At 68.1% G+C, this 23,018-nt stretch carries 21 protein-coding genes, 1 tRNA gene and 1 pseudogene; 15 read left to right on the top strand and 8 right to left on the bottom strand.

Annotated elements, in window-relative coordinates:
- Nucleotides 1-10 precede the first annotated feature (10 nt).
- From EPAKOI_RS02360 to EPAKOI_RS02350, 3 genes are read left to right on the top strand one after another with little or no spacing between them, the layout of a single operon-like run.
- Nucleotides 11-451 carry a YybH family protein gene (locus tag EPAKOI_RS02360; RefSeq protein ID WP_124682367.1) on the top strand — a complete coding sequence of 147 codons (441 nt, stop codon included), beginning with the start codon at nucleotides 11-13 and terminating at the stop codon, nucleotides 449-451.
- Between the two features lie 14 nt (nucleotides 452-465).
- A complete protein-coding gene (locus EPAKOI_RS02355; RefSeq protein WP_124682368.1) occupies nucleotides 466-1,515 on the top strand; it encodes a YheT family hydrolase in 1,050 nt (349 codons plus the stop codon).
- A complete protein-coding gene (locus EPAKOI_RS02350) occupies nucleotides 1,503-2,072 on the top strand; it encodes a DUF2946 family protein (RefSeq protein ID WP_423192862.1) in 570 nt (189 codons plus the stop codon). Before EPAKOI_RS02355 ends, EPAKOI_RS02350 begins: the two co-directional genes overlap by 13 nt.
- 198 nt (nucleotides 2,073-2,270) lie before the next feature.
- Here EPAKOI_RS02350 and EPAKOI_RS02345 read toward each other — a convergent pair whose 3' ends face one another.
- Nucleotides 2,271-4,127 carry a M48 family metalloprotease gene (locus EPAKOI_RS02345; RefSeq protein ID WP_423192861.1) on the bottom strand — a complete coding sequence of 619 codons (1,857 nt, stop codon included), beginning with the start codon at nucleotides 4,125-4,127 and terminating at the stop codon, nucleotides 2,271-2,273.
- A gap of 179 nt (nucleotides 4,128-4,306) precedes the next feature.
- Here EPAKOI_RS02345 and moaC point away from each other — a divergent pair, with 179 nt between their 5' ends.
- The 3 genes from moaC to panP all read left to right on the top strand — a co-directional run bounded on the left by moaC (nucleotide 4,307) and on the right by panP (nucleotide 7,408).
- The gene (gene moaC / locus EPAKOI_RS02340) at nucleotides 4,307-4,783 is read left to right on the top strand and encodes a cyclic pyranopterin monophosphate synthase MoaC (RefSeq protein WP_124682371.1); all 477 of its coding nucleotides are present in this window, start codon (nucleotides 4,307-4,309) and stop codon (nucleotides 4,781-4,783) included.
- Nucleotides 4,784-4,977: 194 nt separating this feature from the next.
- Complete coding sequence (locus EPAKOI_RS02335) at nucleotides 4,978-5,655, top strand: response regulator transcription factor (RefSeq protein ID WP_124682372.1); 678 nt, start codon at nucleotides 4,978-4,980, stop codon at nucleotides 5,653-5,655.
- A gap of 109 nt (nucleotides 5,656-5,764) precedes the next feature.
- Complete coding sequence (gene panP / locus EPAKOI_RS02330; protein WP_423192860.1) at nucleotides 5,765-7,408, top strand: pyridoxal-dependent aspartate 1-decarboxylase PanP; 1,644 nt, start codon at nucleotides 5,765-5,767, stop codon at nucleotides 7,406-7,408.
- 113 nt (nucleotides 7,409-7,521) lie between these two features.
- Here the strand turns inward: panP and EPAKOI_RS02325 are convergent.
- The 5 genes from EPAKOI_RS02325 to EPAKOI_RS02305 form a co-directional block, all read right to left on the bottom strand.
- Nucleotides 7,522-7,598: transfer RNA gene (locus tag EPAKOI_RS02325), tRNA-Met, on the bottom strand.
- A 195-nt stretch (nucleotides 7,599-7,793) separates the two neighbouring features.
- Nucleotides 7,794-9,485 (bottom strand): MFS transporter, encoded by a 1,692-nt coding sequence (locus EPAKOI_RS02320; protein ID WP_124682374.1) that lies wholly within the window; start codon nucleotides 9,483-9,485, stop codon nucleotides 7,794-7,796.
- A gap of 315 nt (nucleotides 9,486-9,800) precedes the next feature.
- Nucleotides 9,801-10,148 carry a DUF4212 domain-containing protein gene (locus tag EPAKOI_RS02315; protein ID WP_423192859.1) on the bottom strand — a complete coding sequence of 116 codons (348 nt, stop codon included), beginning with the start codon at nucleotides 10,146-10,148 and terminating at the stop codon, nucleotides 9,801-9,803.
- On the bottom strand, nucleotides 10,145-11,713 hold the full coding sequence (locus tag EPAKOI_RS02310) for a sensor histidine kinase N-terminal domain-containing protein (RefSeq protein WP_423192858.1): 1,569 nt from the start codon (nucleotides 11,711-11,713) through the stop codon (nucleotides 10,145-10,147). Before EPAKOI_RS02310 ends, EPAKOI_RS02315 begins: the two co-directional genes overlap by 4 nt.
- Nucleotides 11,714-11,740: 27 nt before the next feature.
- The gene (locus tag EPAKOI_RS02305) at nucleotides 11,741-12,430 is read right to left on the bottom strand and encodes a response regulator (RefSeq protein ID WP_124682377.1); all 690 of its coding nucleotides are present in this window, start codon (nucleotides 12,428-12,430) and stop codon (nucleotides 11,741-11,743) included.
- A gap of 263 nt (nucleotides 12,431-12,693) precedes the next feature.
- On the opposite strand from EPAKOI_RS02305, the gene recA reads away from it, so the two are divergent.
- The 9 genes and pseudogenes from recA (at nucleotide 12,694) to EPAKOI_RS02260 (ending at nucleotide 22,037) form a co-directional block, all read left to right on the top strand.
- Nucleotides 12,694-13,755, top strand: a complete 1,062-nt coding sequence (gene recA, locus EPAKOI_RS02300; protein WP_313837743.1) for a recombinase RecA — start codon at nucleotides 12,694-12,696, stop codon at nucleotides 13,753-13,755.
- 176 nt (nucleotides 13,756-13,931) lie between these two features.
- Complete coding sequence (gene recX, locus EPAKOI_RS02295) at nucleotides 13,932-14,384, top strand: recombination regulator RecX (RefSeq protein WP_313837742.1); 453 nt, start codon at nucleotides 13,932-13,934, stop codon at nucleotides 14,382-14,384.
- 340 nt (nucleotides 14,385-14,724) lie between these two features.
- Nucleotides 14,725-15,398, top strand: a pseudogene (locus EPAKOI_RS02290) (DUF2889 domain-containing protein).
- Nucleotides 15,399-15,485: 87 nt separating this feature from the next.
- A complete protein-coding gene (sucC, locus tag EPAKOI_RS02285) occupies nucleotides 15,486-16,652 on the top strand; it encodes an ADP-forming succinate--CoA ligase subunit beta (RefSeq protein ID WP_423192857.1) in 1,167 nt (388 codons plus the stop codon).
- Between the two features lie 68 nt (nucleotides 16,653-16,720).
- Nucleotides 16,721-17,602: a succinate--CoA ligase subunit alpha gene (gene sucD / locus EPAKOI_RS02280; RefSeq protein ID WP_124682382.1), complete on the top strand. Its 882-nt coding sequence runs from the start codon at nucleotides 16,721-16,723 to the stop codon at nucleotides 17,600-17,602.
- Nucleotides 17,603-17,892: 290 nt separating this feature from the next.
- Complete coding sequence (locus EPAKOI_RS02275) at nucleotides 17,893-18,591, top strand: TerC family protein (RefSeq protein WP_124682383.1); 699 nt, start codon at nucleotides 17,893-17,895, stop codon at nucleotides 18,589-18,591.
- Nucleotides 18,592-18,855: 264 nt separating this feature from the next.
- Entirely contained in the window at nucleotides 18,856-19,398 is a 543-nt protein-coding gene (locus EPAKOI_RS02270; protein ID WP_423192856.1) for a pilin, read from the top strand.
- A gap of 233 nt (nucleotides 19,399-19,631) precedes the next feature.
- Nucleotides 19,632-20,099 (top strand): pilin, encoded by a 468-nt coding sequence (locus tag EPAKOI_RS02265; RefSeq protein ID WP_423193474.1) that lies wholly within the window; start codon nucleotides 19,632-19,634, stop codon nucleotides 20,097-20,099.
- 117 nt (nucleotides 20,100-20,216) lie between these two features.
- Complete coding sequence (locus EPAKOI_RS02260; RefSeq protein ID WP_423192855.1) at nucleotides 20,217-22,037, top strand: PglL family O-oligosaccharyltransferase; 1,821 nt, start codon at nucleotides 20,217-20,219, stop codon at nucleotides 22,035-22,037.
- Here EPAKOI_RS02260 and EPAKOI_RS02255 read toward each other — a convergent pair.
- Together EPAKOI_RS02255 and EPAKOI_RS02250 are read right to left on the bottom strand one after the other, a co-directional pair.
- Nucleotides 22,034-22,558: a glycine zipper family protein gene (locus EPAKOI_RS02255; RefSeq protein WP_124682386.1), complete on the bottom strand. Its 525-nt coding sequence runs from the start codon at nucleotides 22,556-22,558 to the stop codon at nucleotides 22,034-22,036. The two genes, EPAKOI_RS02260 and EPAKOI_RS02255, sit on opposite strands and share 4 nt — an antisense overlap.
- Nucleotides 22,555-23,007: a hypothetical protein gene (locus EPAKOI_RS02250; protein ID WP_124684975.1), complete on the bottom strand. Its 453-nt coding sequence runs from the start codon at nucleotides 23,005-23,007 to the stop codon at nucleotides 22,555-22,557. The genes EPAKOI_RS02255 and EPAKOI_RS02250 overlap by 4 nt, the downstream gene beginning before the upstream one ends.
- Between the last annotated feature and the right edge of the window lie 11 nt (nucleotides 23,008-23,018).

The raw sequence follows: 23,018 nt of genomic DNA, 5'->3' as shown, positions 1-23,018 counted from the left end.
TCCAACCAACATGCCCCGTTTCGCCCGCCTGTTCGATTCCGCCGAAGACATCGTCGATGCCTTCCGTGAAGCCATGAAATTGCGCGACGCCGATGGCGCGCTGCGGCTCTGGCTGGACGAAGACTCGATCACGTGCATCATGCCCGACGGCCAGCGTCTGATCGGCCATGACAGCCTGCGCCAGGCGTTTGCCCAGCTGCTGGAAGAGCAGCCGGTGCTGATCGACGCCATCGAGACCAGCAGCCATGCGTCGCTGGGCGTGTCGATCTTCGACGTCACCGAGGCGCTGCGCTTTGGCGAAGGCCGCGTGGAAGCCGACCTGTTCGTGCACACCACGTACGTGCTGATGCAGAACCACGAGGGCTGGCGCCTGGCCCACATCCACTGCAGCCCGGCCAACGCGGTGCAGGTGGCCGCCGTGGCCGCCGCGCCGGGACAGGCCCTGCACTGACGCCCATGCGGGCCATGCCGTTCGGCGACACGTTCCACACGCCCTGGTGGCTGCGCGGCGGCCACGCGCAGACCATCCTGCCGGCCCGCTTTACCCGCTACCGCCGCATCGGCTTCCGGCGCGAACGCTGGAACACGCCCGACGGCGACTTTATCGACCTTGACTGGACCACCCACCCCGCCGCGCCGGACGCGCCGCTGGTGGTGATGTTCCACGGCCTGGAGGGCGATTCCAACAGCCACTACGCCCAGACGCTGATGACCGCGCTGCGCGAGCGCGGCTGGCAGGGCGTGATCCCGCACTTCCGCGGCTGCTCCGGCGAGCTGAACCAGGCGCCTCGCTTCTACCATTCGGGCGATTCGGCCGAGATCCGCTGGGTGCTGCACCGGCTGCGGGACCAGTTGCGCGGCCAACCGCGCAGCGGGCCCGACCGGCCGATGCTGGCCGTCGGCATCTCGCTGGGCGGCAACGCGCTGCTGCGCTTTCTGGGCGAGGACGGCCGCGATGCCGGCTTCCTGCGCGCGGCGGCGGCCATCTCGGCCCCGCTGGACCTGGCAGCGGGTGGCGCGGCGCTGTCCAGCGGCTTCAACATGCTCTACACGCGGATGTTCCTGCAGACGCTCAAGCGCAAGTCGCTGGCCAAGCTGGACCAGTTCCCGGGCCTGTTCGACCGCGACGCGATGCTGCGCAGCCGCGACCTGTACGCGTTCGACAACATCGTCACCGCGCCGCTGCACGGCTTCAAGGACACCGACGACTACTGGGCGCGCGCGGCCAGCAAGCCGATCCTGGGCGAGATCCGCATTCCGACGCTGGTGCTGAACGCCCGCAACGACCCGTTCCTGCCGGGCCGGCACCTGCCCGGGCCGGCCGACGTCAGCGCCGACGTGCTGCTGGAGCAGCCCGAACACGGCGGCCACGTGGGCTTCATGACACCGCGCGGCGGCCTGCTGGGCCAGTTGCCGCTGCTGCCGTTGGCCGGGCACATCGACTGGCTGCCGGGGCGCATCCTGGGCTTCTTCGACAGCGTCGGCATACAGGGGGAGACATCATGGACGAGGTAGTCAAGCAGGCCATGGCCCGCTGGCCCAACGTGCCGAACTGCTTCGGCTGGCTGGCGCTGGACCGGCGCGGCCAATGGCGCATGCGCAACGAGTTCGCGCAGCAGCACGGGCTGTCGGGCGACCCGATCCGCCACGCGGCGCTGATCGGCTTCATCGAGCGCAACTACACGCGCGACACCCACGGCGCGTGGTACTTCCAGAACGGACCGCAGCGCGTGTTCGTGTCGCTGGCCTACACGCCGTGGGTGGCGCGGCTGCACAACGGCGCGCTAGCCACATCGACGGGACAGGCGTTCACGCCGTCGTCATGCTTCGTCGACGAGCACGGCAACGTGGTGCTGGGCGGCACCGTGGACGGCGTGCCGGGCGAACAGGCCGCCGTGCTGCACGACCACGACCTAGACGCCTTCAGCACCACCAGCGACTGGCACGGCGAAGCCTGCGGCGCCGCGCTCGGCGTCTTCCACCACGACGGCCGCGACATCGACATCGAACCCATCGTCGAGGCCGAGGTGCCGAAGCGGTTCGGGTTCGTCAGGGAGCCGGTGGCGGGGTAGGTTGGTGAGCCGGGGGTGAATTGTAGGTCTGCTCCCCTCTCCCGCACGCGGGAGAGGGGTTGGGGGAGAGGGCGTTGAGGTTCAAATTGCGACGGATTGCAACTTGAGCCGCCGGCCCTCACCCCCAGCCCCTCTCCCGCAAGCGGGAGCGGGGAGCGAAGCATCAAAGGGCGAGGGCATCGCCGCCTCCACCGCCGGCTAGTTCGGCATCCCCTTGCTGTCCTGGCGGTCTTCCTTGTACTGCAGTTGTAGCTGGTGCAGCCGCGCGTCGACCTCGGACAGCGTGTAGAAGTCGCCGTCGCCGGCCTTGCGGGCGATCTGGAGCTGTTCGATGGCGGCCTGGTACGAGCCGTCCATCGCGTATTTTTCGGCCAGTGCCTGATGCTGCTGCAGGCGCTTGCCTTGGGCAGCATAGGCGCGCGCCAGCATCTCCCACCATTCCGAACGGCCGGATTCCTCGCGCGTGCGCGAGCGCAGGAACGCCACGGCGTCGTCGAGCCGGTTGGCGGCCAGCAGCGTGTCCGCGTAGGTCACGGCGGCCGCGTGCGACAGCGGGAACGCCCTGAGCGTGGCCGATGCCTGCGTCAGCGCGTCCTGCGAGCGGCCCTCGCCGCGCGCCAGTTCCACCGCCATCACGTCCAGCATCGGCGTGCCCGACGTGGCGCCGGGAATCGTGCCGTAGAGGCGGCGGGCCTCGGCCAGCGCCTTGTCGGCGTCCGCAAAGCGGCCCAGCTTCTGGCTGGCGAACGCGATGCCGTAGTACACCGCCGGCAGCCGCATGGCCGGCGCGCCCGGCACCTGGGCGCGGAAGTTGGCCAGCAGGTTGCGCAGGTCGTTGGGCGTGGGCGATTGCAGCACCGCGGCCCGCACGCGGGCAAATTCGTAGTCGGGCGTGTTGCCGACCTTGCGCGCCGACACATGGCGCACGCGGTCCTGCATGTCGGCGATCCGCTCGGACGTCAGCGGGTGGGTGCGCACGTAGGCCGGCACCGAGTTGTCCGAGATCCCCATCACGCGCTGCAGCCGCTGGAAGAAATCGGGCATGCCCTGCGGGTCGAAGCCGGCCGCCGTCATGATCTGGAAGCCCACGCGGTCCGCCTCGCGCTCGGCGCCGCGCGAGAACGACAACTGGTTGGCAACGGCCGCGCCCTGCCCGCCCAGCGCCAGCGCCGCCGCGGCGTCGCCGCTCTTGGTGGCGGCCAGGCCCGCCAGCACCATCGACGCCAGCGCAATCCACATCGACTGGTCCTGGCTCGTGATGCCGCGCGCGATGTGCCGCTGCATCACGTGGCCGATTTCGTGGCCCAGCACCGAGGCCAGTTCCGACTCGGTATCGGACTGCACCAGCAGCCCCGTATGCACGCCGATATAGCCGCCCGGCATGGCGAACGCGTTGATCGACCGGTCGCGCACGCCGAACATCTCGAAACCCGTGGCGAAGGTGCCCGAACCGTTCGACCCGGCCACGTTCAGGCGCCGCGCAGCCTGCACCAGCCGGTAGCCGAGCGCGTTCAGGTAATCGTTGAGCAGGGGGTCCGACACGTAGTCGGGGTCGCGCCGGATGCTGCGCATGATGCGGTCGCCGAGCCGCTTTTCCATGTCCGGCGACAGCGAGGCCGTGGACGGATCGCCCAAATCCGGCAACTGCAGTCCGGCGCTTTCCACCACGGTATTGCCGCTGCGCAGGCCGAATTCCGATTTCTGGCCGGCCCGGACGCTGCGGTTGAGGTTGTCGTAGACCTGGTCGCTGACGCCGCCATCGACCTGGCCATTCAGCGCGTTGTTCAGCTTGGGCGCCGGCAGCGGCGCGCCACCCTGCGCCGGCGACACTCCGGCGGCAGCCAGCCGCGCATTGGCGGCCGCCGCCGCGCCGGGCCGGGCCGGCTGCGGCGCCGACGCCGCGCCCTGCGGCCAGGCCGGCGCCGACATCGTCAGCACGAGCGCAGCCGCCAGCGCGCGCGTCGGATGTGACGCACGCATGGCTGGCACGGCGGGAGAGACGGCCCGGGCGCTCGACCGGTCGGGCAGGCGGCGAGGCCATGAAATCTTTGGCATGTTGCTATGATAGCGGCCTCCGGGTGGCGTTCCCATCGGGCAAGTCCCGGCGTGGCCCACGGCACCCGGCCGGCGTTTTCGGCCCCTTTTTCGGCCCCCGTTTCCGATCCGATTCCGGCCCCCTTTTCCGATCCGATCTCGGCCCCCTTTTCCCTGCTTGCGTCCTACGCGCCTCGCCCATGAGTCAGCTTACCCATTTCGACAACGCCGGCCAGGCCCACATGGTCGACGTCGGCAACAAGGCCAACACCCACCGCGTGGCTGTGGCCACCGGCACCATCACGATGCTGCCGGACACCTTCGCGCTGGTCCGCGACGGCACGGCCAAGAAGGGCGACGTCCTGGGCATCGCCCGCGTGGCCGCCATCATGGCCACCAAGCGCACCGCCGACCTGATCCCGCTCTGCCACCCCATCGGCCTGACCCGCGTGGCCGTCGACTTCGCGCTGGACGCACCCAGCGCCACCATCGCCTGCATCGTCCGCACCGAAACCCACGGCCAGACCGGCGTGGAAATGGAAGCGCTGACGGGCGTACAGGTGGCCCTGCTGACGATCTACGACATGTGCAAGGCGGTGGATCGGGGCATGGTCATCGGCAACGTGAAGCTGCTGGAGAAGCATGGGGGGAAGTCGGGGGATTGGGTGGCGGCATAGCATTTCCGCCAGATTCCTGGCGTCCATCGCGCCAGACATCCGTCCCACCCCCCCCCCCCGACACAACCTCGCAACAGCAGAAATTTCCCCAAGGTTTTTCGGCCGTTTCTGCATGCAAATTCGGACCCTTCGGTATCCGCACCGTCTGCCAGACTTCTAAGCTCTGGCCTGTCGTTCACTCTGCGAGATCCGATATGCCGAATGCCCTCGTTATCGATCCCCACGCCGCCATCCGCGAGGCCGTCCATGGCGCGCTGACGGCGCAGGCCGGGTTCCGGGAAGTCCGCCTGGCCCCTGGCGGGTCCACTGCCCTGCTGGCGCTGCGCGAGCGTGCCGCCGACCTTGTGGTCACGGACCTCCAGCTTGACGATGTGCCCGGCGACGCCGTGCTGGAGGAAGTGGTATCGAGCTGGCCGGAAACCCGCGTGCTGGTGGTTTCCGCGCAGCGGCGGGCGGCCGAGCGGGCGCTGCTGGCGGGCGCGCATGGCTTCATCGACAAGAACAACGGGCTGGACGGGCTGGTCGATGCGGTGCGGGCGCTGATGGGCGGGTACGCCGCCTTTCCGCTGAAGGCGCTGCCCACGTTCCGGCGCGCGGCCACGAATCCGGCCGATCCGCGCACGCTGCTGAGCCGGCGCGAGCTGACGGTGCTGCGGTTCCTGGCGGCCGGGCACTCGAACAAGTCGGTGTCGATGGTGCTGAACATCAGCAACAAGACCGTCAGTTCGCACAAGGCCAGCATCATGGCCAAGCTGGGGCTCAGTTCGCTGATCGACCTGGCCGAGTTTGCGCGGATCCACCGGCTGGCGCCGCCCGAGGTAGTGCCGCCGCCGCTGCCGCGCGTGCGGGGCCACGGCGGGCTGGCGCCCTAGCGGCAACAGGCCGGGGCGGGTGTGACGGCCGGCCGCCGGCCTTATCCGGCATAATCCAGCCACATCCGAGCCGCACCGGGCGCGGCACGGAACTGACTGGGCATTGCAAATGAAGGCGCCGCAGACGGAAACGTCAGACAACCCCAAAGACCCATCCCGGCAGGCCGACTGCCCGCTGCACTGGTTCGACGCCGACCGGGGCGCGTTCGAGGACCTTGAGCGGCGCATTGCCGACCATCCGGCCGAATTCTTCGCCAGCGCGGACTTCGATCCCGTGGGCGCCTGCGCCACGCGCGAGGCCCGGTTCGCGTCGGTGGACCTGCCCGAGGACCCCACCGCGCCGCAGGCGCATGCCGACCATCTGCTTCACGATGTGTTCCGCCACGTCATGCCCGTGGCGGCGCCGACATTTGTTGGCCATATGACGTCGTCGCTACCGTCGTTCATGCCGTCGCTGGCCAAGATCGTGGCGGCGCTGAACCAGAACGTGGTGAAGCTGGAGACGTCGGGCGCGCTCACGGGGCTGGAGCGGCAGGTCATCGGCATGATGCACAAGCTCGTCTTCGGGCAGGACGCCGGCTTTTACGGCCGATGGCTGCACGACCCCGAGCACTCGCTGGGCGCGTTCGGCGCGGGCGGCACCACGGCCAACCTGGCCGCGCTCTGGGCCAGCCGTAACCAGGTGCTGCGCGCGCGGGACGGTTTTGCCGGCATCCATCGCGCGGGGCTGGCGGCGGCGCTGCGCCACTATGGTTATGACGGGCTGGCGATCGTGGTATCGGAACGGGGCCATTATTCGCTGCGCAAGGCGGCCGACGTGCTCGGCATCGGCCGCGACAACCTTGTGCCGGTGGCGGTGGACGCCGACGGGCGCATGCGCGTCGATGCGCTGCGCGCCACGCTGCGCGACCTTCAGCAGCGCAATATCCAGCCGATGACCATCGTCGGCATCGCCGGGACGACCGAGACCGGCGCGGTGGACCCGCTCGACGCCCTCGCCGATGTCGCGCAGGAGGCCGGCTGCCATTTCCACGTCGATGCCGCCTGGGGGGGCGCCACGCTGCTGTCGGCGCGCGAGCGCTGGCGGTTTGCCGGCATCGAGCGTGCCGATTCGGTCGTCATCGACGCGCACAAGCAGTTCTACGTGCCGACGGGCGCCGGCATGGTGCTGTTCCGCGACCCGGCGTGGACGCAGGAAATCGTACAGCACGCCAACTACATCGTGCGGAAGGGTTCGGTTGACCTGGGGCGCCATACGCTCGAAGGGTCGCGCGGCGCGGCGGCGGTGATGCTCTATGCGAACCTGCACCTGCTCGGGCGCAAGGGGCTGGCCCGGCTGATCGACACCGGCATCGACAATGCCCGGTTCTTCGCGGACCTGATCGGCCGGCAGCCGGACTTCGAGCTCGACAGCCGGCCGCAGCTCTGCATCCTGACCTACCGCTACGTGCCCGCGCCGGTGCGCGCCGCGCTGGCATCGGCAGCCACGCCGGCGGCGCAGCGCGAGCGCATCCAGGCGGCGCTGGACGCGTTGACCATCAGCATCCAGGAAATGCAGCGCGATGCGGGCCGGTCGTTCGTGTCGCGGACGCAGCTCACGTCGTCGCAGTGGGACGGGCGGGCCATCGCGGTGTTCCGCGTGGTGCTGGCCAACCCGGACACCACGCACGCGATCCTGCAGGACATTCTGGACGAGCAACGCGCGCTGGCCGCGCGCAGCCCGATGCTGGCGCCGCTGATGGCCCTGCTCTGAGGACCGTTGCCCAGGGCCGCCCCGCCGTTGCGGCGGGGCCTGGCGCGGCCGAAGCCGGCGCTACAAAGCAAAACGCCGCAGACCCGTGAAGGACTGCGGCGTTTTCATATAGATGGTGGCGAATCAGGGACTCGAACCCCGGACCTGCGGATTATGATTCCGTCGCTCTAACCGACTGAGCTAATTCGCCAACGAAGACCGCAATTATACCTACGCTTTCCGGGCTGTCAACACCTTTGTGACAGCTTTCTGCAAGCTTCGGCGGGTTGCCCAAAAAAATGGCAGACCATGGGGTCTGCCAGGAAGGAGCGGCTGGCCGGTAGGCCAGCCATCCTGAGCGCGGTTACCGGCGGCCCGCCGCCGGCGCATGCGTTGCCACGGCCGTTCAGTCGTTGGCGTAGATGTCGATGTCCTTGGTCTCGCGGATGAACAGCGCACCCAGCACGAAGGTCATCGCGGCGATCACGATCGGGTACCACAGGCCGTAGTAGATGTTGCCGTTCTGGGCCACCAGCGCGAACGAGATGGTTGGCAGCAGGCCGCCGAACCAGCCGTTGCCGATGTGGTACGGCAGGGACATCGACGAGTAGCGGATGCGGGTCGGGAACATCTCGACCAGCATGGCCGCGATCGGGCCGTAGACCATCGTCACGTAGATCACCAGGATGACCAGGATCACCAGCACCATGATCGTGTTCATCTGTGCCGGGTCGGCCTTGGTCGGGTAGCCGTGCGATGTCATCTCGGCACCCACCGCCTTCTTGAAGTCGGCAATCTGCTTCTTGCTGGCGTCGTCGAAGGCGCCCTTGGCCACGTTGGCGTCGAAGGCCTTGATCTCCTTGTCGCCGATCTTGACCGAGGCCACCGTGCCGGCCGGCGCGTTCACCACCTCGTAGCTGGCCGATGCCTGGGCCAGCGTGCGCTTGACGATGTCGCACGAGCTGCGGAAGTCGATCTCGCGGGCAATCGGGCTGCCCTGGAACGAGCAGGTGGCCGGGTCGGCCGTGACCACGATCTGGGCCGACTGCTGGGCACGTTCGAGCGCCGGGTTGGCGTAGTGCGTCAGCGCCTTGAACAGCGGGAAGTAGGTCAGCACGGCCAGCGCGCAGCCCACCATGATGATCCACTTGCGGCCGATCTTGTCCGACAGCGAGCCGAAGAAGATGAAGAACGGCGTGCCGATCACCAGCGCGCCGGCGATCAGCAGGTTGGCCGTCTTGGCGTCCACCTTCAGCACCTGCGTGAGGAAGAACAGCGAGTAGAACTGGCCCGTGTACCAGACCACGGCCTGGCCGGCGGTCAGGCCCACCAGCGCCAGGATCACGATCTTCAGGTTGCGCCATTGGCCGAATGCCTCGGTCAGCGGCGCCTTCGACGTCTTGCCCTCGGCCTTCATCTTCTGGAACGCCGGCGATTCGCTCATCGACAGGCGGATGTACACCGACATGGCCAGCAGCAGGATCGACAGCAGGAACGGAATGCGCCAGCCCCACACGTCGAAGTTCGGGCCCGTGGCCTCGCGCACCAGCAGGATCACGATCAGCGACAGGAACAGGCCCATCGTGGCCGTGGTCTGGATCCACGCCGTGTAGGCGCCGCGCTTGCCGTGCGGCGCGTGCTCGGCCACGTAGGTGGCCGCGCCGCCGTACTCGCCGCCCAGCGCCAGGCCCTGCAGCATGCGCAGCAGGATCAGGATGATCGGCGCGGCCCAGCCGATGGTGGCGTAGCCGGGCAGCAGGCCGACGATGAACGTCGACAGGCCCATGATCAGGATGGTGACCAGGAACGTGTACTTGCGCCCGATCATGTCACCGAGCCGGCCAAACACCAGCGCGCCGAACGGCCGCACGATGAAGCCCGCGGCGAACGCCAGCAGCGCGAAGATGAATGCCGAGGTCGGGTCCAGGCCCGCGAAGAACTGCTTGGCGATGACCGCCGCCAGCGAACCGTACAGGTAAAAGTCGTACCACTCGAACACCGTGCCGAGGGAAGAGGCCAGGATCACCTTCTTCTCTTCCTTCGTCATCGGCGCATTGTGGGCGGCCGGTACCGACCCCACGTTTTGCGCGTTTGCCATTTGTTGTCTCCTCCGTTTCCGTTCTTCCGTCGAAAATCTTCAAGGGTCCCTGTCCCCGGGGCCGCCGTGTGCACGGACCGGCCCATTACGGCAAGGTTGCAACGATTGTGGGAGGCGAAACTTACTGCGTTCTGACAGATCCACGCCGGCGCGGCCGGTTTCGGTCGGGGTATACGCTAGCCGGCGCAGGGCACGGGACGGCACCTGCCATGGTGCGCCGCGGCGCGCCCGGCCAGGATGGCGCATGGCGCAAGGGTTGCGCGGTTGTTGCACAGCAGCAATCAGACGCGGCCGGCGGCGGCCGAGAGGAAACCCTTAGATGGTGCCCGGACCGGGCGGATGCGCCGGCCTGTCAGGTTCGACGGCGGGCTGGGCGCCTGCACCGGCCAGCGCCTGTTCGGCCGCGTGGGCCTCGTCGTCGGCGCGGTTCATGCGCCAGGCGTAGAGCGCGGCGATTGCGACATAGAGGATCAGCGAGCCCTGCGCGGCCATCCAGAACGAGAACGGCCAGCCCAGGAAATCGAACCGCAGCTCGCGGGCGAACCAGCTTACGCCGAACGTCGCCAGGAACCACACGGCCAGCAGCCCGCCGATCCAGCGCACGTTGTGATACCAGGCGCGCCGCTCCTGCGGCGTCATGCGGTCACGCGGGGTGCGCTTCATGCGTCACCTTCCGCGGGCGTGCGGCGCAGCGTGATGCGAAAGCGCGCGCCGGCCATGCGCGGCGACGTCTGGTAGACGTTGTCGTCGATCGACACCTCGCCGCCATGCTGCTGCACGATCTCGCGCACGATGGCCAGCCCCAGCCCGCTGCCTTCCGTATTGGTGCCCAGCACGCGATAGAAGCGCTCCATCACCCGCTCGCGGTCGGCCGGCGCGATGCCGGGGCCGGTGTCCTCGACGTCCAGGTACGCGAACGGCTCGAACGCATCGGTCCCCACCCGCACCGTGGCATGGCCGCCGGCCGGCGTATAGCGGATGGCGTTGTCGACGAGGTTGTTCAGCATCTCGGTCAGCATCAGCCGGTTGCCGGTGATCAGCACGGGATGCTCGTCGGCTTCCAGCCCCAGGTCGATATGCCGCGCCCACGCCTGCGGCAGCCAGTCCTTGACCACGTCGCGCGCCAGCGCGCACAGGTCCAGCGGCACCATGCCGCCCGCGCCGGCCAGGTTCTCCATGCGCGCCAGCGACAGCAGCTGCGTCACCAGGTGCGCCGTGCGCTCCGAGCTGCCGGCGATCTGCGCCAGCGAGCGCCGCAACTCCTCCGGCGACTGCTCGCGCTGCGCCAGCTCGGCCTGCATGCGCAGCCCGGCCAGCGGCGTCTTCATCTGGTGCGCGGCGTCGGCAATGAAGCGCTTCTGCGTCTGCACCGACTGGTCGAGCTGCGCCAGCAGCCCGTTGAACGACGCCACCAGCGGCGTGATTTCCTGCGGCGCCGCGCGCTCGTCGATCGGACTCGTATCGCCGGGATTGCGGGCGCGGATGCGCTGCTGGATGGCCGTGAGCGGCGCCAGCCCGCGCGTCAGGCCGAACCAGACCAGCACCACGGCCAGCGGCAGGATCACGAACTGCGGCAGGATCACGCCCTTGATGATCTCGTTGGCCAGCCGCGCGCGCTTGTCCAGCGTCTCGGCCACCTGCACCAGCACCGGCTGGTTGCCGCCCACGTTCTTCAGGTCGACGTAGGTGTAGGCCACGCGCACGTCGTTGCCGGCCACGCGGTCGTCGCGCATCGACACCAGCCCTGCATGGCCCTGCTCTTCCTCGGACGGCAGCGGCAGGTCGTGGTCGCCGGCCACGTATTCGCCGCGCCGCCCCACCACCTGGTAATAGATATTGTCGGTCTCGTCGGCGCGCAGGATCTCGCGGGCCGACAGCGGCAGTTGCAGCGTCACGCGCCCGTTCACCTCGCGCACCTGCTGGGACAGCACGATGGCGCTGGCCTCCAGCGCGCGGTCGAACGGCCCGTTGGCGATGGATTTGGCCACCAGGTACGTGACCGCGATGCTCATCGGCCACAGGAGCAGCAGCGGCGCCAGCATCCAGTCCAGGATCTCGCCGAACAGCGAGCGCGGGGCGGGATGGGCGGAGGATTCTTCCAGGTGGGGCAGCGCGTCGGCCAGCGCCGTGTCCTCGGCCGCGGCATCGGCCAGCGTGGGCCGCGCGGTGTCGGGACGGGCGGCGCCCGGCGTGGCGGGGCGTCGCCAGGGCAGGCGCAGCAGGCTCATCGGCGGGGCACGGCGTGCGGCACGGCGTCAGCCATGGGTGGCCATGGCCGGCTGGAACTTCTCCAGGCAGTAGCCCAGCCCGCGCACCGTGGCAATGCGGATGCCGCCCACCTCGATCTTCTTGCGCAGCCGGTGCACGTACACCTCGATCGCGTTGTTGCTGACTTCCTCGCCCCATTCGCACAGGTGGTCCACCAGTTGCTCCTTGGACACCAGCCGGCCGCTGCGCGTGAGCAGAATCTCAAGCAGGCCGATCTCGCGGGCGGAAAGGTCCAGCATCTGGTCGTTCAGGAAGGCGATGCGGCCCACCTGGTCGAACGCCAGCGGGCCATGGCGCATCAGCGTGGCGCCGCCGCCCGCGCCGCGCCGCACCAGCGCCCGCACGCGGGCTTCCAGTTCGGACAGCGCGAATGGCTTGGCCATGTAGTCGTCGGCACCCAGGTCCAGCCCCTTGACGCGCTCGTCGACGCCGTCGGCCGCGGTCAGGATCAGCACGGGCAGCATCGCGCCGCGCGCGCGCAGCCGCTTGAGCACTTCCAGCCCGGGCATGCGCGGCAGGCCCAGGTCCAGGATCAGCAGGTCGAAGGTCTGCGTGGACAGCGCCGAATCGGCTTCCACGCCATTGGCGACGTGGTCGACGGCATAGCCCGACTGGCGCAGCGACCGTGTCAGGCCGTCTGCCAGCACGTCGTCATCTTCGGCGATCAGAATCCGCATGGTTGTCTCCACCCTTGTCCAGCTTTTTTCGTGGCCGGCATCGCCATCGCGCCGGTTGCGGTACCGGTGGGGCTTGCCAAGCATACTGTTTTTTTATACAGTACCCGTCATTCCGCGCGAGTGGTCCCGCAAGGTGCCTGCGCAGGGGTCGGGCCAGGCGCCGAAGCCTCCGAAATCCATCGGAAAAGGCTTAAAAACGGGGCGCCGCGCCGCATGCGGCCTATTTATACACCAATTGCCATCAATTGAACCGAAGGACGACCATGGACGACAAGAAGGCCGGCGCCGGCGTGAGCGCTGAGAAGCAGAAGGCGCTTGCCGCCGCGCTCTCCCAGATCGAAAAGCAGTTCGGCAAGGGCTCGATCATGCGCCTGGGCGATGGCGACGTGGAACAGGATATCCAGGTGGTGTCCACCGGCTCGCTGGGGCTGGACATCGCGCTGGGCGTCGGCGGCCTGCCCCGCGGCCGCGTGGTCGAGATCTACGGCCCGGAATCGTCGGGCAAGACCACGCTGACGCTGCAGGTCGTTGCCGAGATGCAGAAGCTGGGCGGCACCTGCGCGTTCATCGACGCGGAACACGCGCTGGACGTGCAGTACGCCAGCAAGCTGGGCGTGGACGTGGGCAACCTGCTGATCTCGCAGCCGGACACGGGCGAGCAGGCGCTGGAGATTACCGACGCGCTGGTGCGCTCGGGCTCGATCGACATGATCGTGATCGACTCGGTGGCCGCGCTGGTGCCGAAGGCCGAAATCGAAGGCGAGATGGGCGATTCCCTGCCCGGCCTGCAGGCCCGCCTGATGAGCCAGGCGCTGCGCAAGCTGACCGGCACGATCAAGCGCACCAACTGCCTGGTCATCTTCATCAACCAGATCCGCATGAAGATCGGCGTGATGTTTGGATCACCCGAAACGACGACCGGCGGCAACGCGCTGAAGTTCTACGCGTCGGTGCGCCTGGACATTCGCCGCATCGGCTCGATCAAGAAGGGCGACGAGGTGGTCGGCAACGAGACCAAGGTCAAGGTGGTCAAGAACAAGGTCTCGCCGCCGTTCCGCGAGGCGTTCTTCGACATCCTCTACGGCCAGGGCATCTCGCGCCAGGGCGAGATCATCGACCTCGGCGTGGATGCCAAGATCGTCGAGAAGTCGGGCGCCTGGTACAGCTACAACGGCGAGAAGATCGGCCAGGGCAAGGACAACGCCCGCGAATTCCTGCGCGAGAACCCGGACATCGCCTCGGAAATCGAGAACAAGGTCCGTGCCGCGCTGGGCGTGGCGCTGACCAACCCGGTGCTGGCCGCACCGGCTGAAGTCGACAACTGATCGCCACGCGGGTCCGGTAGCCGAAGCCGTCGCAGCCCCTGCGGCGGCTTTGTCGTTTCTGACGGTCGATCGGTCCATCGGTTAATGGGTTAATCGGTCTATCGGTTAATCGGTCCATCGCACCGTACCTGTCGACACCGGCCCTCGCTGGCTCCCCCCACCCCCCAGTCCGGCCCATGCCCCGCCCTCCCCTGTCCCTCAAGGCCCGCGCCGTCGGCTATCTGTCGCGACGCGAGCACAGCCGCGTCGAACTGGCGCGCAAGCTGGCGCCGCATGCCGAATCGCCCGAGCAACTGGAGGCGCTGCTCGACGCGCTGGAGCGCGAGAACTGGCTGTCCAACGAACGCTTTGTCGACAGCCTCGTTCATCGCCGGGCCAGCCGCTACGGCGCGGCCCGCGTGATGCAGGAAGCCAAGACCCACCAGCTAGGCAACGACCAGTTGCGCGACCTGCAGGAAAAGCTGCGCGACAGCGAACTGGCGCGCGCGACGGAAGTCTGGCGCAAGCGCTTTGGCACGCCGCCCGATTCGCCCGAGGCGCGGGCCAAGCAGATCCGGTTCATGGTCGCGCGCGGCTTCTCGCGCGCCGTCGTCGGCAAGATCATCCGCGGCGCCGAGGACGAGGCGTAGCCGGCTGCATACCACCGTACGCATAAGGGGTATTGGGCGCGCCGTCAACCCAGTTGTCGTACCACTGATGCAACGCAGCGGCGCACTGTTCGATTTGCCGCCAGCCCTTGTCCGGCGCGGCTTGGCCGCCGATGCCCCTGCAACAATCCCCGGCCGACAAGGCGTTCGGCAGGATGTTCCCGGTCAAAGCATCGCGGCATGTTAAACTCCACGGGTTCTCCGGCCCAGGCGGCCGTCCGGCACGGTCCGGACTGTCGGCAGATCAGCGGGCGCGGAGGGCGCGTCGAGCCTTGCCCCCGAATACCGCCACACATCAGCCTGCCGCCTCAGCCCCGCCGTCATGCCGCTTTCCCCGCCCGTCAACCGCGCCTTGCGTCATCGCCGTGCCATCACGGCCGAGGCCTATTTGCGGGAAGACGGCCTCTGGGACATCGAGGCGCGCCTGACGGACACCAAGCCGCGCGACATCGAGCTGGCCGGCAACCGCATCCGTCCGGAAGGCCAGCCGCTGCACGACCTGTGGCTGCGTGTGACGATCGACCTGCGGCTCAACATCGTCGATGCCGAGGCGTGCTCGGACTGGGTGCCCTATCCGACACACTGCGACACGATCGGCCCGGCCTACCGCCAGTTGATCGGGCTGAACCTGATGCGCGGCTTCCGCAAAGCCGTGCGCGACCGGCTTGGCAGCGTGGCCGGCTGCAGCCATCTGACCGAACTGGCCGGCGTGCTGCCGACCACCGCCATCCAGGCCTTCGCGGGCGACGTGTTCAAGATCCGCGACGGCGCCGACGACCCCAATCCCGAACCGCCGATGCAGCTTCATGGCTGCCACGCCCTGCACTTCGAGGGCGAGGTGGTTCGCCAGTTTTACCCGCGCTGGTATGGTCACCAGCCGAAACCGAGAGCCGGCGCCGCGGCGTCGCCCCCCCCCAGCCCGCGTCACGCGCCGATGCTCCGGCATCAGGTGGCGAGGACACCCTGGCCCACCGGCCCAACGGTACGTCGGGCTGACCGTCACGGTCGGCCCAGGAACAGGCGAAAGCCCTTCGATTCCACCTTTTTTCCCATCCCTTTACGCCTACCCGAAAGGAAACACGCATGAATATCCATGAGTACCAAGGCAAGGAAATCCTGCGCAAATACAATGTGCCGGTTCCGCGCGGCATCCCGGCTTTCTCGGTCGAAGAGGCCCTGAAGGCGGCTGAACAGCTCGGCGGCCCGGTGTGGGTCGTCAAGGCACAGATCCACGCAGGCGGCCGCGGCAAGGGCGGCGGCGTGAAGGTGGCCAAGAGCATCGAGGACGTCAAGACCTACGCCACGAACATCCTGGGCATGACGCTCGTCACGCACCAGACCGGTCCGGAAGGCAAGAAGGTCAACCGCCTGCTGATCGAGGAAGGCGCCGACATCAAGAAGGAACTGTACGTATCGCTGGTGGTGGACCGCGTGTCGCAGAAGGTGGCGCTGATGGCGTCGAGCGAAGGCGGCATGGACATCGAGGAAGTCGCTGCCCACACCCCGGAAAAGATCCACACGCTGCTGGTCGACCCGGCCGAGGGCCTGAAGGATTCGGACGCCGATGACATCGCCCGCAAGATCGGCGTGCCGGACGCCAGCATCGCCCAGGCCCGCCAGGCGCTGCAGGGCCTGTACAAGGCGTTCTGGGAAACCGACGCCTCGCTGGCCGAAATCAACCCGCTGATCCTGACCGGCGACGGCAAGGTCATCGCGCTGGACGCCAAGTTCAACTTCGATTCCAACGCCCTGTTCCGCCACCCGGAAATCGTCGCGTACCGTGACCTGGACGAGGAAGACGCCAACGAGATCGAAGCCTCGAAGTTCGACCTGGCCTACATCTCGCTGGACGGCAACATCGGCTGCCTGGTGAACGGCGCCGGCCTGGCCATGGCCACGATGGACACGATCAAGCTGTTCGGCGGCGAGCCGGCCAACTTCCTGGACGTGGGCGGCGGTGCCACCACCGAGAAGGTGACCGAAGCCTTCAAGCTGATGCTGAAGAACCCGAACGTGGAAGCCATCCTGGTGAACATCTTCGGCGGCATCATGCGCTGCGACGTGATCGCCGAAGGCGTGATCTCGGCGTCGAAGGCCGTGCAGCTGGGCGTGCCGCTGGTCGCCCGCATGAAGGGCACGAACGAGGACCTGGGCAAGAAGATGCTGGCCGAATCCGGTCTGCCGATCATTTCGGCCGACACGATGGAAGAAGCTGCCCAGAAGGTCGTGGCCGCTGCCGCCGGCAAGTAAGGACAACTGCGTTGCCGCCAGGCCGACGTGAGCGACGGGCCGGGCGGGACGACTAAAAGGACTAGCAAATGAGCATTCTGATCAACAAGGACACGAAGGTCATCACCCAGGGCATCACCGGCAAGACGGGCCAGTTCCACACCCGTGGCTGCCGCGACTATGCCAACGGCAAGAACGCGTTTGTTGCCGGCGTGAACCCGAAGAAGGCCGGCGAGGACTTCGAAGGCATTCCCATCTACGCCAGCGTCAAGGACGCCAAGGAACAGACCGGCGCCACCGTGTCGGTGATCTACGTGCCGCCCGCCGGCGCCGCTGCCGCGATCTGGGAAGCCGTCGACGCCGACCTGGACCTGGTGGTCTGCATTACCGAAGGCATCCCCGTCCGCGACATGATGGAAGTCAAGGACAAGATGCGTAAGCAGAACAAGAAGACGCTGCTGCTGGGACCGAACTGCCCGGGCCTGATCACGCCGGACGAAATCAAGATCGGCATCATGCCGGGCCATATCCACAAGAAGGGCCGCATCGGCGTGGTGTCGCGCTCGGGCACGCTGACGTACGAAGCCGTGGGCCAGCTGACCGCGCTGGGCCTGGGCCAGTCGTCGGCCGTCGGCATCGGTGGCGACCCGATCAACGGCCTGAAGCACATCGACGTGATGAAGATGTTCAACGACGATCCGGATACGGACGCCGTGGTCATGATCGGCGAGATCGGCGGTCCGGACGAGGCCAACGCGGCCTACTGGATCAAGGAAAACATGAAGAAGCCGGTGGTGGGCTTCATCGCTGGCGTGACCGCGCCTCCGGGCAAGCGCATGGGCCACGCCGGCGCGCTGATCTCGGGCGGTGCCGACACGGCCCAGGCCAAGCTGGAAATCATGGAATCCTGCGGTATCAAGGTGACCAAGAACCCGTCGGAAATGGGCCGCCTGCTGAAGGGCATGCTGTAAGCAGCACCCAGCAGCCATGTGGGGGCCCGCCCGGCGGGCGTCCCGCGTGGCAATGCAGTCCTCGCGGCTTCTGGCCGCTGCGCATTGCCCCCGTCTTCACCGGCGGGGGCAATGTCGTTCTGGCGATGCACCGCCTAGGGTATATCCGGAGGGCGGCGGCGCCACGTTGAAACCGAATCGTAAGGTTTCTGCGATAAATCTCATGTCTGGTCGTTCAGACATCCGAAAGTCCGCAGTTGGCAACACGCAGCGGGCCCGGAACATAACTTTGAATTTCGAGGAGTCTTGCCGTGGAATTGTTGTCCAGCAGCACGTTCTGGATTGCGCTGGGGTCGATCATCCTGACGAACATCGTCCTGTCGGGCGATAACGCCGTGGTGATCGCGCTCGCATCGCGCAACCTGCCCCCCGCCCAGCAGAAGAAGGCCATTTTCTGGGGCAGCGCCGCCGCCATCATCATGCGCGTGGTGCTGACCGTGGCCGCCGTGAAGCTGCTGAGCCTGCCGTACCTGAAGATCGTGGGCGCCATCCTGCTGGTCTACATCGGCGTGCAACTGCTGACGGGCGACGACGGCGAGGAAGGGCATGACGCCAAGGACAACATCTGGGCCGCGATCCGCACGATCCTGATTGCCGACCTGGTCATGTCGCTGGACAACGTGGTGGCCGTGGCCGCCGCCGCGCAGAAGGGCCCCGAGGGCAGCCAGCTCATGCTGCTGATCATCGGCCTGGGCCTGTCGATTCCGCTGATCGTCTTCGGCAGCACGCTGCTGTTGAAGGTGATGGAGCGCTTCCCGATCATCATCGTGCTGGGCGCCGCCCTGCTGGGCTACCTGGCCGGCGAGATGCTGATCAGCGATCCGGTGGACGCCGAATGGTTCCAGGTGCACGTGCCGCACGCCCACCTGATCTTCGGCATCGCCGGTGCCGCGCTGGTGGTGCTGGTGGGCAAGCTGCTGCAGAAACGGGGCGCCGCCAAGACCGCCTGAGTCTCGCCGCGCACCGCATCACGCCTGAACGGGCGACCCACGACGGGTCGCCCGTTTTGTTTTTACAACACCCGTGCCGCGGCATGCCCGCCACGGAATCCTGCGGATTTCCAAACAATTCCCACAAGCCTGTGGGAATTGTCCGAGGTCATTGGGCCTCCACCCCCGTTCTTCCGATCATGACCCCGCGACGCCACGCACGCCCCGACGGCATGCCGCGCGCCGCAGCACTTTCCATCCAGAACGTCAACGAAAGGGGTCACCATGCAAACCAGTTCCAACGCAGTCCACAGCCACGTCCACCGCCACGTCCAGGGCCGGGGCCGCCGCCATGCCGCGCAGCGCGGCTTCTCGCTGATCGAGCTCATGATCGTCGTGGCGATCATCGGCATCCTGGCCGGCATCGCCATTCCGCAGTACCAGGACTACGTGGCGCGCTCGCAGTTCTCCGAAGGCATCAACCTCGCGTCCGGCCAGAAGGCGGCCGTCACCGAGGCGTTCTCGTACGCGGGGAGCTGTCCCAACAACGCCAGCGGCGCCGTGGACGGCATTCCCGGTGCCACGTCGATCTCCGGCAGCTACGTCAAGAACGTCCAGGTGGGCGGCACGGCCACCGAGGCCGGCGGCTGCACGATCACGGCCAACTTCAAGGACGACGGCATCGCCAGGGGGCTCACGGGCCGGCACGTGAAGCTGACGATGGGCAACGCGGACAAGGGCTCGGTCACGTGGAAGTGCGAGTCGTCGGCCGACAAGAAGTACCTGCCCAAGGCATGCACGCAACTCTCGCAGGCGCGCGGCAAGTGACGACGGGCCACTAGCCCGGCAACGCGGCGGATCAGCATTGTCTGATCCGCCGCCTCGGAACGGGACGAGGGGCGGGATTGCAGCAGCCATGGCGTACTTACACGCGATTGCGACATTGGCAGCCGAGTTGCCGTGCATCAATTTCGTCCCGCCCCCGCCCCGCTCAAGATGGCGGCTCACATAAACAACGTCGTCAAGGGGTCACCATGCCAATGCACCGAATCCAAACCCGTATGCGCCAGGCCGGCTTCACGCTGATCGAACTGATGATCGTCGTGGCGATCGTCGGCATCCTCGCGGCCATCGCAATTCCGCAGTACCAGGACTACATCGCCCGGGCGCAGGTCTCCGAGGCGCTCAACCTGGCAGCGGGCCAGAAGGCGGCCGTCACCGAAACGTTTTCGCAGGGCGGGATCTGTCCCGATAACGCCGAGCAGGCTTCCCATGGCATCCCGGCGGCCAACAACATCCCGGGCAAGTACGTGGCACGCGTGACCGTGGGCGGCACGCCGAACGACAAGGGCAACTGCACGATCGTCAGCACCTTCCGGACCACCGACGTGTCCAAAGCCATCGCCGGCCACACGCTGACGCTGCGGATGGACAACGCCGACCAGGGCGCCATCACGTGGAACTGCACGTCGAGCGCCGAGCAGCGCTTCCTGCCGCAGAGCTGCTCGTACGTGTCCGCCGGCCGGTGATCCCCGGGGGAGCCGGCGAAGGCGCCCCGCCAGGCCGCCTGGCCAGGCGGGGCTGACGCCCGGGCGCTGGCTGCCACGCTATCATGGCGCCTTCGCCCTTTTCGAGCCCCCGTGCGCATGCCGGTCCACAGAGCCACGCTCCCGGCGACGGCCATCGTCGTCGCCTTCACGCTTCCCCTGCTGATCTCCCGGCATACGCTGCCCCTGGCCACCTTCTTCGGCGAATGGACGGCCGGCGCGCTTGGCGTGGCGCTTGTCGCCGTGCTGGCGCTGCGATCTGCCGATGCTCCGGGTGCCATGCCGGCCCGGGCCTTCCCCTGGGTGGCGGCCTTCCCGGGCTGGCTGCTGCTGACCACGCTGCTGCAGGCCGCGTCCGGCATGCCGGACGTCACCGGCAGCCGCCTGACCACGCAACTGGTGCTGGCGCTCGGCGTGGCCGTGATGATCGGGGCGTGGCGGACCGGCCGGTCGATGTCCGCCGACCGGCGCGCGAGCATTGTCGATGCGCTGGCCATCGCCTTCATCGTCGCCGGGCTGCTTGGCACGCTGGCGCAGTGGATCCAGGTCTTCCATCTGGAGGACCAGACGCTGGGGCTGGTGTCCGAATACTTCTACGATGCGAATCGCCGCCTCTGGGGCAACCTCAACCAGCCGAACCACCAGGCCACGGTCAACGGACTGGCGCTGGCCGCGGCCATCTGGCTCGCCACGCGCGGCTGGCTGCAGTTTCCCGCGTGGCTGACCGCGACGCTGCTGCTCGAAAGCGGCATCGTGCTGTCGGGCTCGCGTACGGGGCTGATCGTTCACGTGGGGCTGGCGGCGCTGTACGCGCTGCTGGCGGCCGCGATGGCGCGCGGTACGCCGCGTGGCGCCAGCCCGATGCACCGGACGCCGGGGCTTGTGGCGGCCGCGGTCATCCTCGTCGTCGGCATCGTGGCGATGGAGCCGGGCATCAAGCTGGCCGGCAAGGCGTTCGACTGGCGCCTGTTCGACACCGTCTCGCAACTGCAGTCCGGCAACCAGATGTCGTACCGGGGCGCGCTCTGGAGCCAGGCGCTGGCGATGTTCCGCGCGCATCCGTGGCTGGGCGTCGGCTATGGCGAATTTGGCTGGGCGCAGTTCCAGCAGGCGGCGCAGGTGCAGGTGGTGGCCGAGATGTCGCTGCATGCCCACAACGCGCTGCTGGACCTGATGGCCAAGGCTGGCGGCGTGGGCGCCGTCGGCGTCGTCGTCATACTGGCCGCGTGGCTCTGGCGCGTGGTGCGCGACCGGCTCTGGCGCGGCGCCACGGTGGAACGGGGTGCGACGACGCTGCTGCTGGTCTGGCTGGCGATGCTGGCCGCCCACTCGATGCTCGAATACCCGCTGCACTACCTCTATTTCTTCCTGCCGTTCTGCTTTCTGCTGGCGTGGCTGGAACCGGCCGGGGTCGGCCGGCCGTGGCCGCGCGGCGTGGCCACGGTGGCCTGCGTGGCATTCGTGATCGTGTCCGCGGGCGTGCTGGCCACGCTCTGGCAGGACTACAAGCGCGTGGAGGCGCGCGAGTACGCCAGCGACGAGCACCGCGTGTCGCTGCCGCTGCCGCGCTTCTGGTTCCGTCAACATGCGGCAGCCGACATCGCCGAGCACACGACAATCACGCCCGACAGCGCCGCGAGCCTGCTGCCGGCGCATCTGGACGCGCTGCACCTGCTGCCGACGCCGAACCTGATCCGGCGCAGCGCCTGGCTGCTGGCACTGACTGGCGATCAGGCCCGCGCGCGGCTCTGGATGGAGCGTCTGCGCTTCTACTACCAGGGCGACGAGGCGGCACAGTTTGCGGCGCTATCGCGCGACTGCGAGGCGCTGGGTGCCGACCGCCGGCCGCGCGATTTCTGCACGTGGGTCCGCGTGCGCGAGCAGCGCGGCCACGGCCGGGCCGCGCCGGGCAGCTACTAGCGCGTATAGCCGGGCGGCGGGGGCGGCGGGTAGTAAGGCTGATAGTTGGCCGGCGGCACCGCCGCGCGCACGGGCGGCTGCGAGGTGACCATCTGGCCGTACACGGGCACGCGGTTGCCGCTCGCATACATGCACTGGACGTAGGCGGCGTCGTACGCGCGCTGCGAGCCATAGCCGGCGTTGTACGAATTACCGGCCCCAACGGCGGAGCCGGTCAGCAGGCCGACGCCCGCGCCCACGGCGGCACCCTCGCCGCCACCGAACGCCGCACCGGCCGCCGCGCCCAGCGCGGTACCGATTGCGGCACTTCCGACGGCCGCCGCGTTGGCGTTCTGCTGCGGCGACGTGCCGCCGATCTGCGCGAACGCGTATTGCCGGCAGTTGTAGTCGTCGCCGCGGAACTGGTCGAACGACTTGTTGGTGCCGGGCAGCGCCATCACGCTCGGCCCGGAAGGCATCACCGCGCAGGCGCCCAGGCCCAGCGATGCGGCCGCAAGCAGGCAGATCGATCGCGTTCTCATGATGTGACTCCAGGCGTGGCCGGAACGGCCGAAGACGGGGCGCGCGGCTGCTCGCGCTGCCAGCCGCCCGGGCATTCGCGCACGTACGGGTAGTAGCCCTCGGGCTGCGTGCAGTGGTACCACCAGGCGTTGGGCGACGATCCGTCGGTCAGCGTCGGATTGCCGTCGCTGCCCTGTTCGATGTACTGCGGCGGATTGGGCGCCGGCACGGCCACCACGGCGGGCGCCGGGTAGTAGCCGGGGTAGTAGTACGGACCATACGGATACCAGCCGGGACCCCACCCCGGCCCCCAGCCCGGGCCGTAGCCCCAGCCGGGCCCGACGTAGACCCCGACCCCCACGCGCGCGCGGGTGTGGTGGTATCCGCCGGCCAGCGACGTCGTGCTGTACCCCGCCGCGCTCACCGCGGCCAATGCCAGAACGATCTGGCAGAGCTTGCGCCCTTTCATGATCTGCATCC

Source organism: Cupriavidus sp. H18C2, from assembly GCF_049393795.1.
Taxonomy (GTDB): Bacteria; Pseudomonadota; Gammaproteobacteria; order Burkholderiales; family Burkholderiaceae; genus Cupriavidus; species Cupriavidus pauculus_C.
Note: the sequence above shows the minus strand (reverse complement) of the source record. Positions and strands in the feature narration are given on the sequence as shown.

What these genes read in the sequence shown, in the direction of transcription:
- EPAKOI_RS02360 (WP_124682367.1), top strand. Translation starts at nt 11, where the DNA reads ATGCCCCGTTTCGCCCGCCTGTTCGATTCCGCCGAAGACATCGTCGAT.
- EPAKOI_RS02355 (WP_124682368.1), top strand. Translation starts at nt 466, where the DNA reads ATGCCGTTCGGCGACACGTTCCACACGCCCTGGTGGCTGCGCGGCGGC.
- EPAKOI_RS02350 (WP_423192862.1), top strand. Translation starts at nt 1,503, where the DNA reads ATGGACGAGGTAGTCAAGCAGGCCATGGCCCGCTGGCCCAACGTGCCG.
- EPAKOI_RS02345 (WP_423192861.1), bottom strand. Translation starts at nt 4,127, where the DNA reads ATGCCAAAGATTTCATGGCCTCGCCGCCTGCCCGACCGGTCGAGCGCC.
- moaC (WP_124682371.1), top strand. Translation starts at nt 4,307, where the DNA reads ATGAGTCAGCTTACCCATTTCGACAACGCCGGCCAGGCCCACATGGTC.
- EPAKOI_RS02335 (WP_124682372.1), top strand. Translation starts at nt 4,978, where the DNA reads ATGCCGAATGCCCTCGTTATCGATCCCCACGCCGCCATCCGCGAGGCC.
- panP (WP_423192860.1), top strand. Translation starts at nt 5,765, where the DNA reads ATGAAGGCGCCGCAGACGGAAACGTCAGACAACCCCAAAGACCCATCC.
- EPAKOI_RS02320 (WP_124682374.1), bottom strand. Translation starts at nt 9,485, where the DNA reads ATGGCAAACGCGCAAAACGTGGGGTCGGTACCGGCCGCCCACAATGCG.
- EPAKOI_RS02315 (WP_423192859.1), bottom strand. Translation starts at nt 10,148, where the DNA reads ATGAAGCGCACCCCGCGTGACCGCATGACGCCGCAGGAGCGGCGCGCC.
- EPAKOI_RS02310 (WP_423192858.1), bottom strand. Translation starts at nt 11,713, where the DNA reads ATGAGCCTGCTGCGCCTGCCCTGGCGACGCCCCGCCACGCCGGGCGCC.
- EPAKOI_RS02305 (WP_124682377.1), bottom strand. Translation starts at nt 12,430, where the DNA reads ATGCGGATTCTGATCGCCGAAGATGACGACGTGCTGGCAGACGGCCTG.
- recA (WP_313837743.1), top strand. Translation starts at nt 12,694, where the DNA reads ATGGACGACAAGAAGGCCGGCGCCGGCGTGAGCGCTGAGAAGCAGAAG.
- recX (WP_313837742.1), top strand. Translation starts at nt 13,932, where the DNA reads ATGCCCCGCCCTCCCCTGTCCCTCAAGGCCCGCGCCGTCGGCTATCTG.
- sucC (WP_423192857.1), top strand. Translation starts at nt 15,486, where the DNA reads ATGAATATCCATGAGTACCAAGGCAAGGAAATCCTGCGCAAATACAAT.
- sucD (WP_124682382.1), top strand. Translation starts at nt 16,721, where the DNA reads ATGAGCATTCTGATCAACAAGGACACGAAGGTCATCACCCAGGGCATC.
- EPAKOI_RS02270 (WP_423192856.1), top strand. Translation starts at nt 18,856, where the DNA reads ATGCAAACCAGTTCCAACGCAGTCCACAGCCACGTCCACCGCCACGTC.
- EPAKOI_RS02265 (WP_423193474.1), top strand. Translation starts at nt 19,632, where the DNA reads ATGCGCCAGGCCGGCTTCACGCTGATCGAACTGATGATCGTCGTGGCG.
- EPAKOI_RS02260 (WP_423192855.1), top strand. Translation starts at nt 20,217, where the DNA reads ATGCCGGTCCACAGAGCCACGCTCCCGGCGACGGCCATCGTCGTCGCC.
- EPAKOI_RS02255 (WP_124682386.1), bottom strand. Translation starts at nt 22,558, where the DNA reads ATGAGAACGCGATCGATCTGCCTGCTTGCGGCCGCATCGCTGGGCCTG.
- EPAKOI_RS02250 (WP_124684975.1), bottom strand. Translation starts at nt 23,007, where the DNA reads ATGAAAGGGCGCAAGCTCTGCCAGATCGTTCTGGCATTGGCCGCGGTG.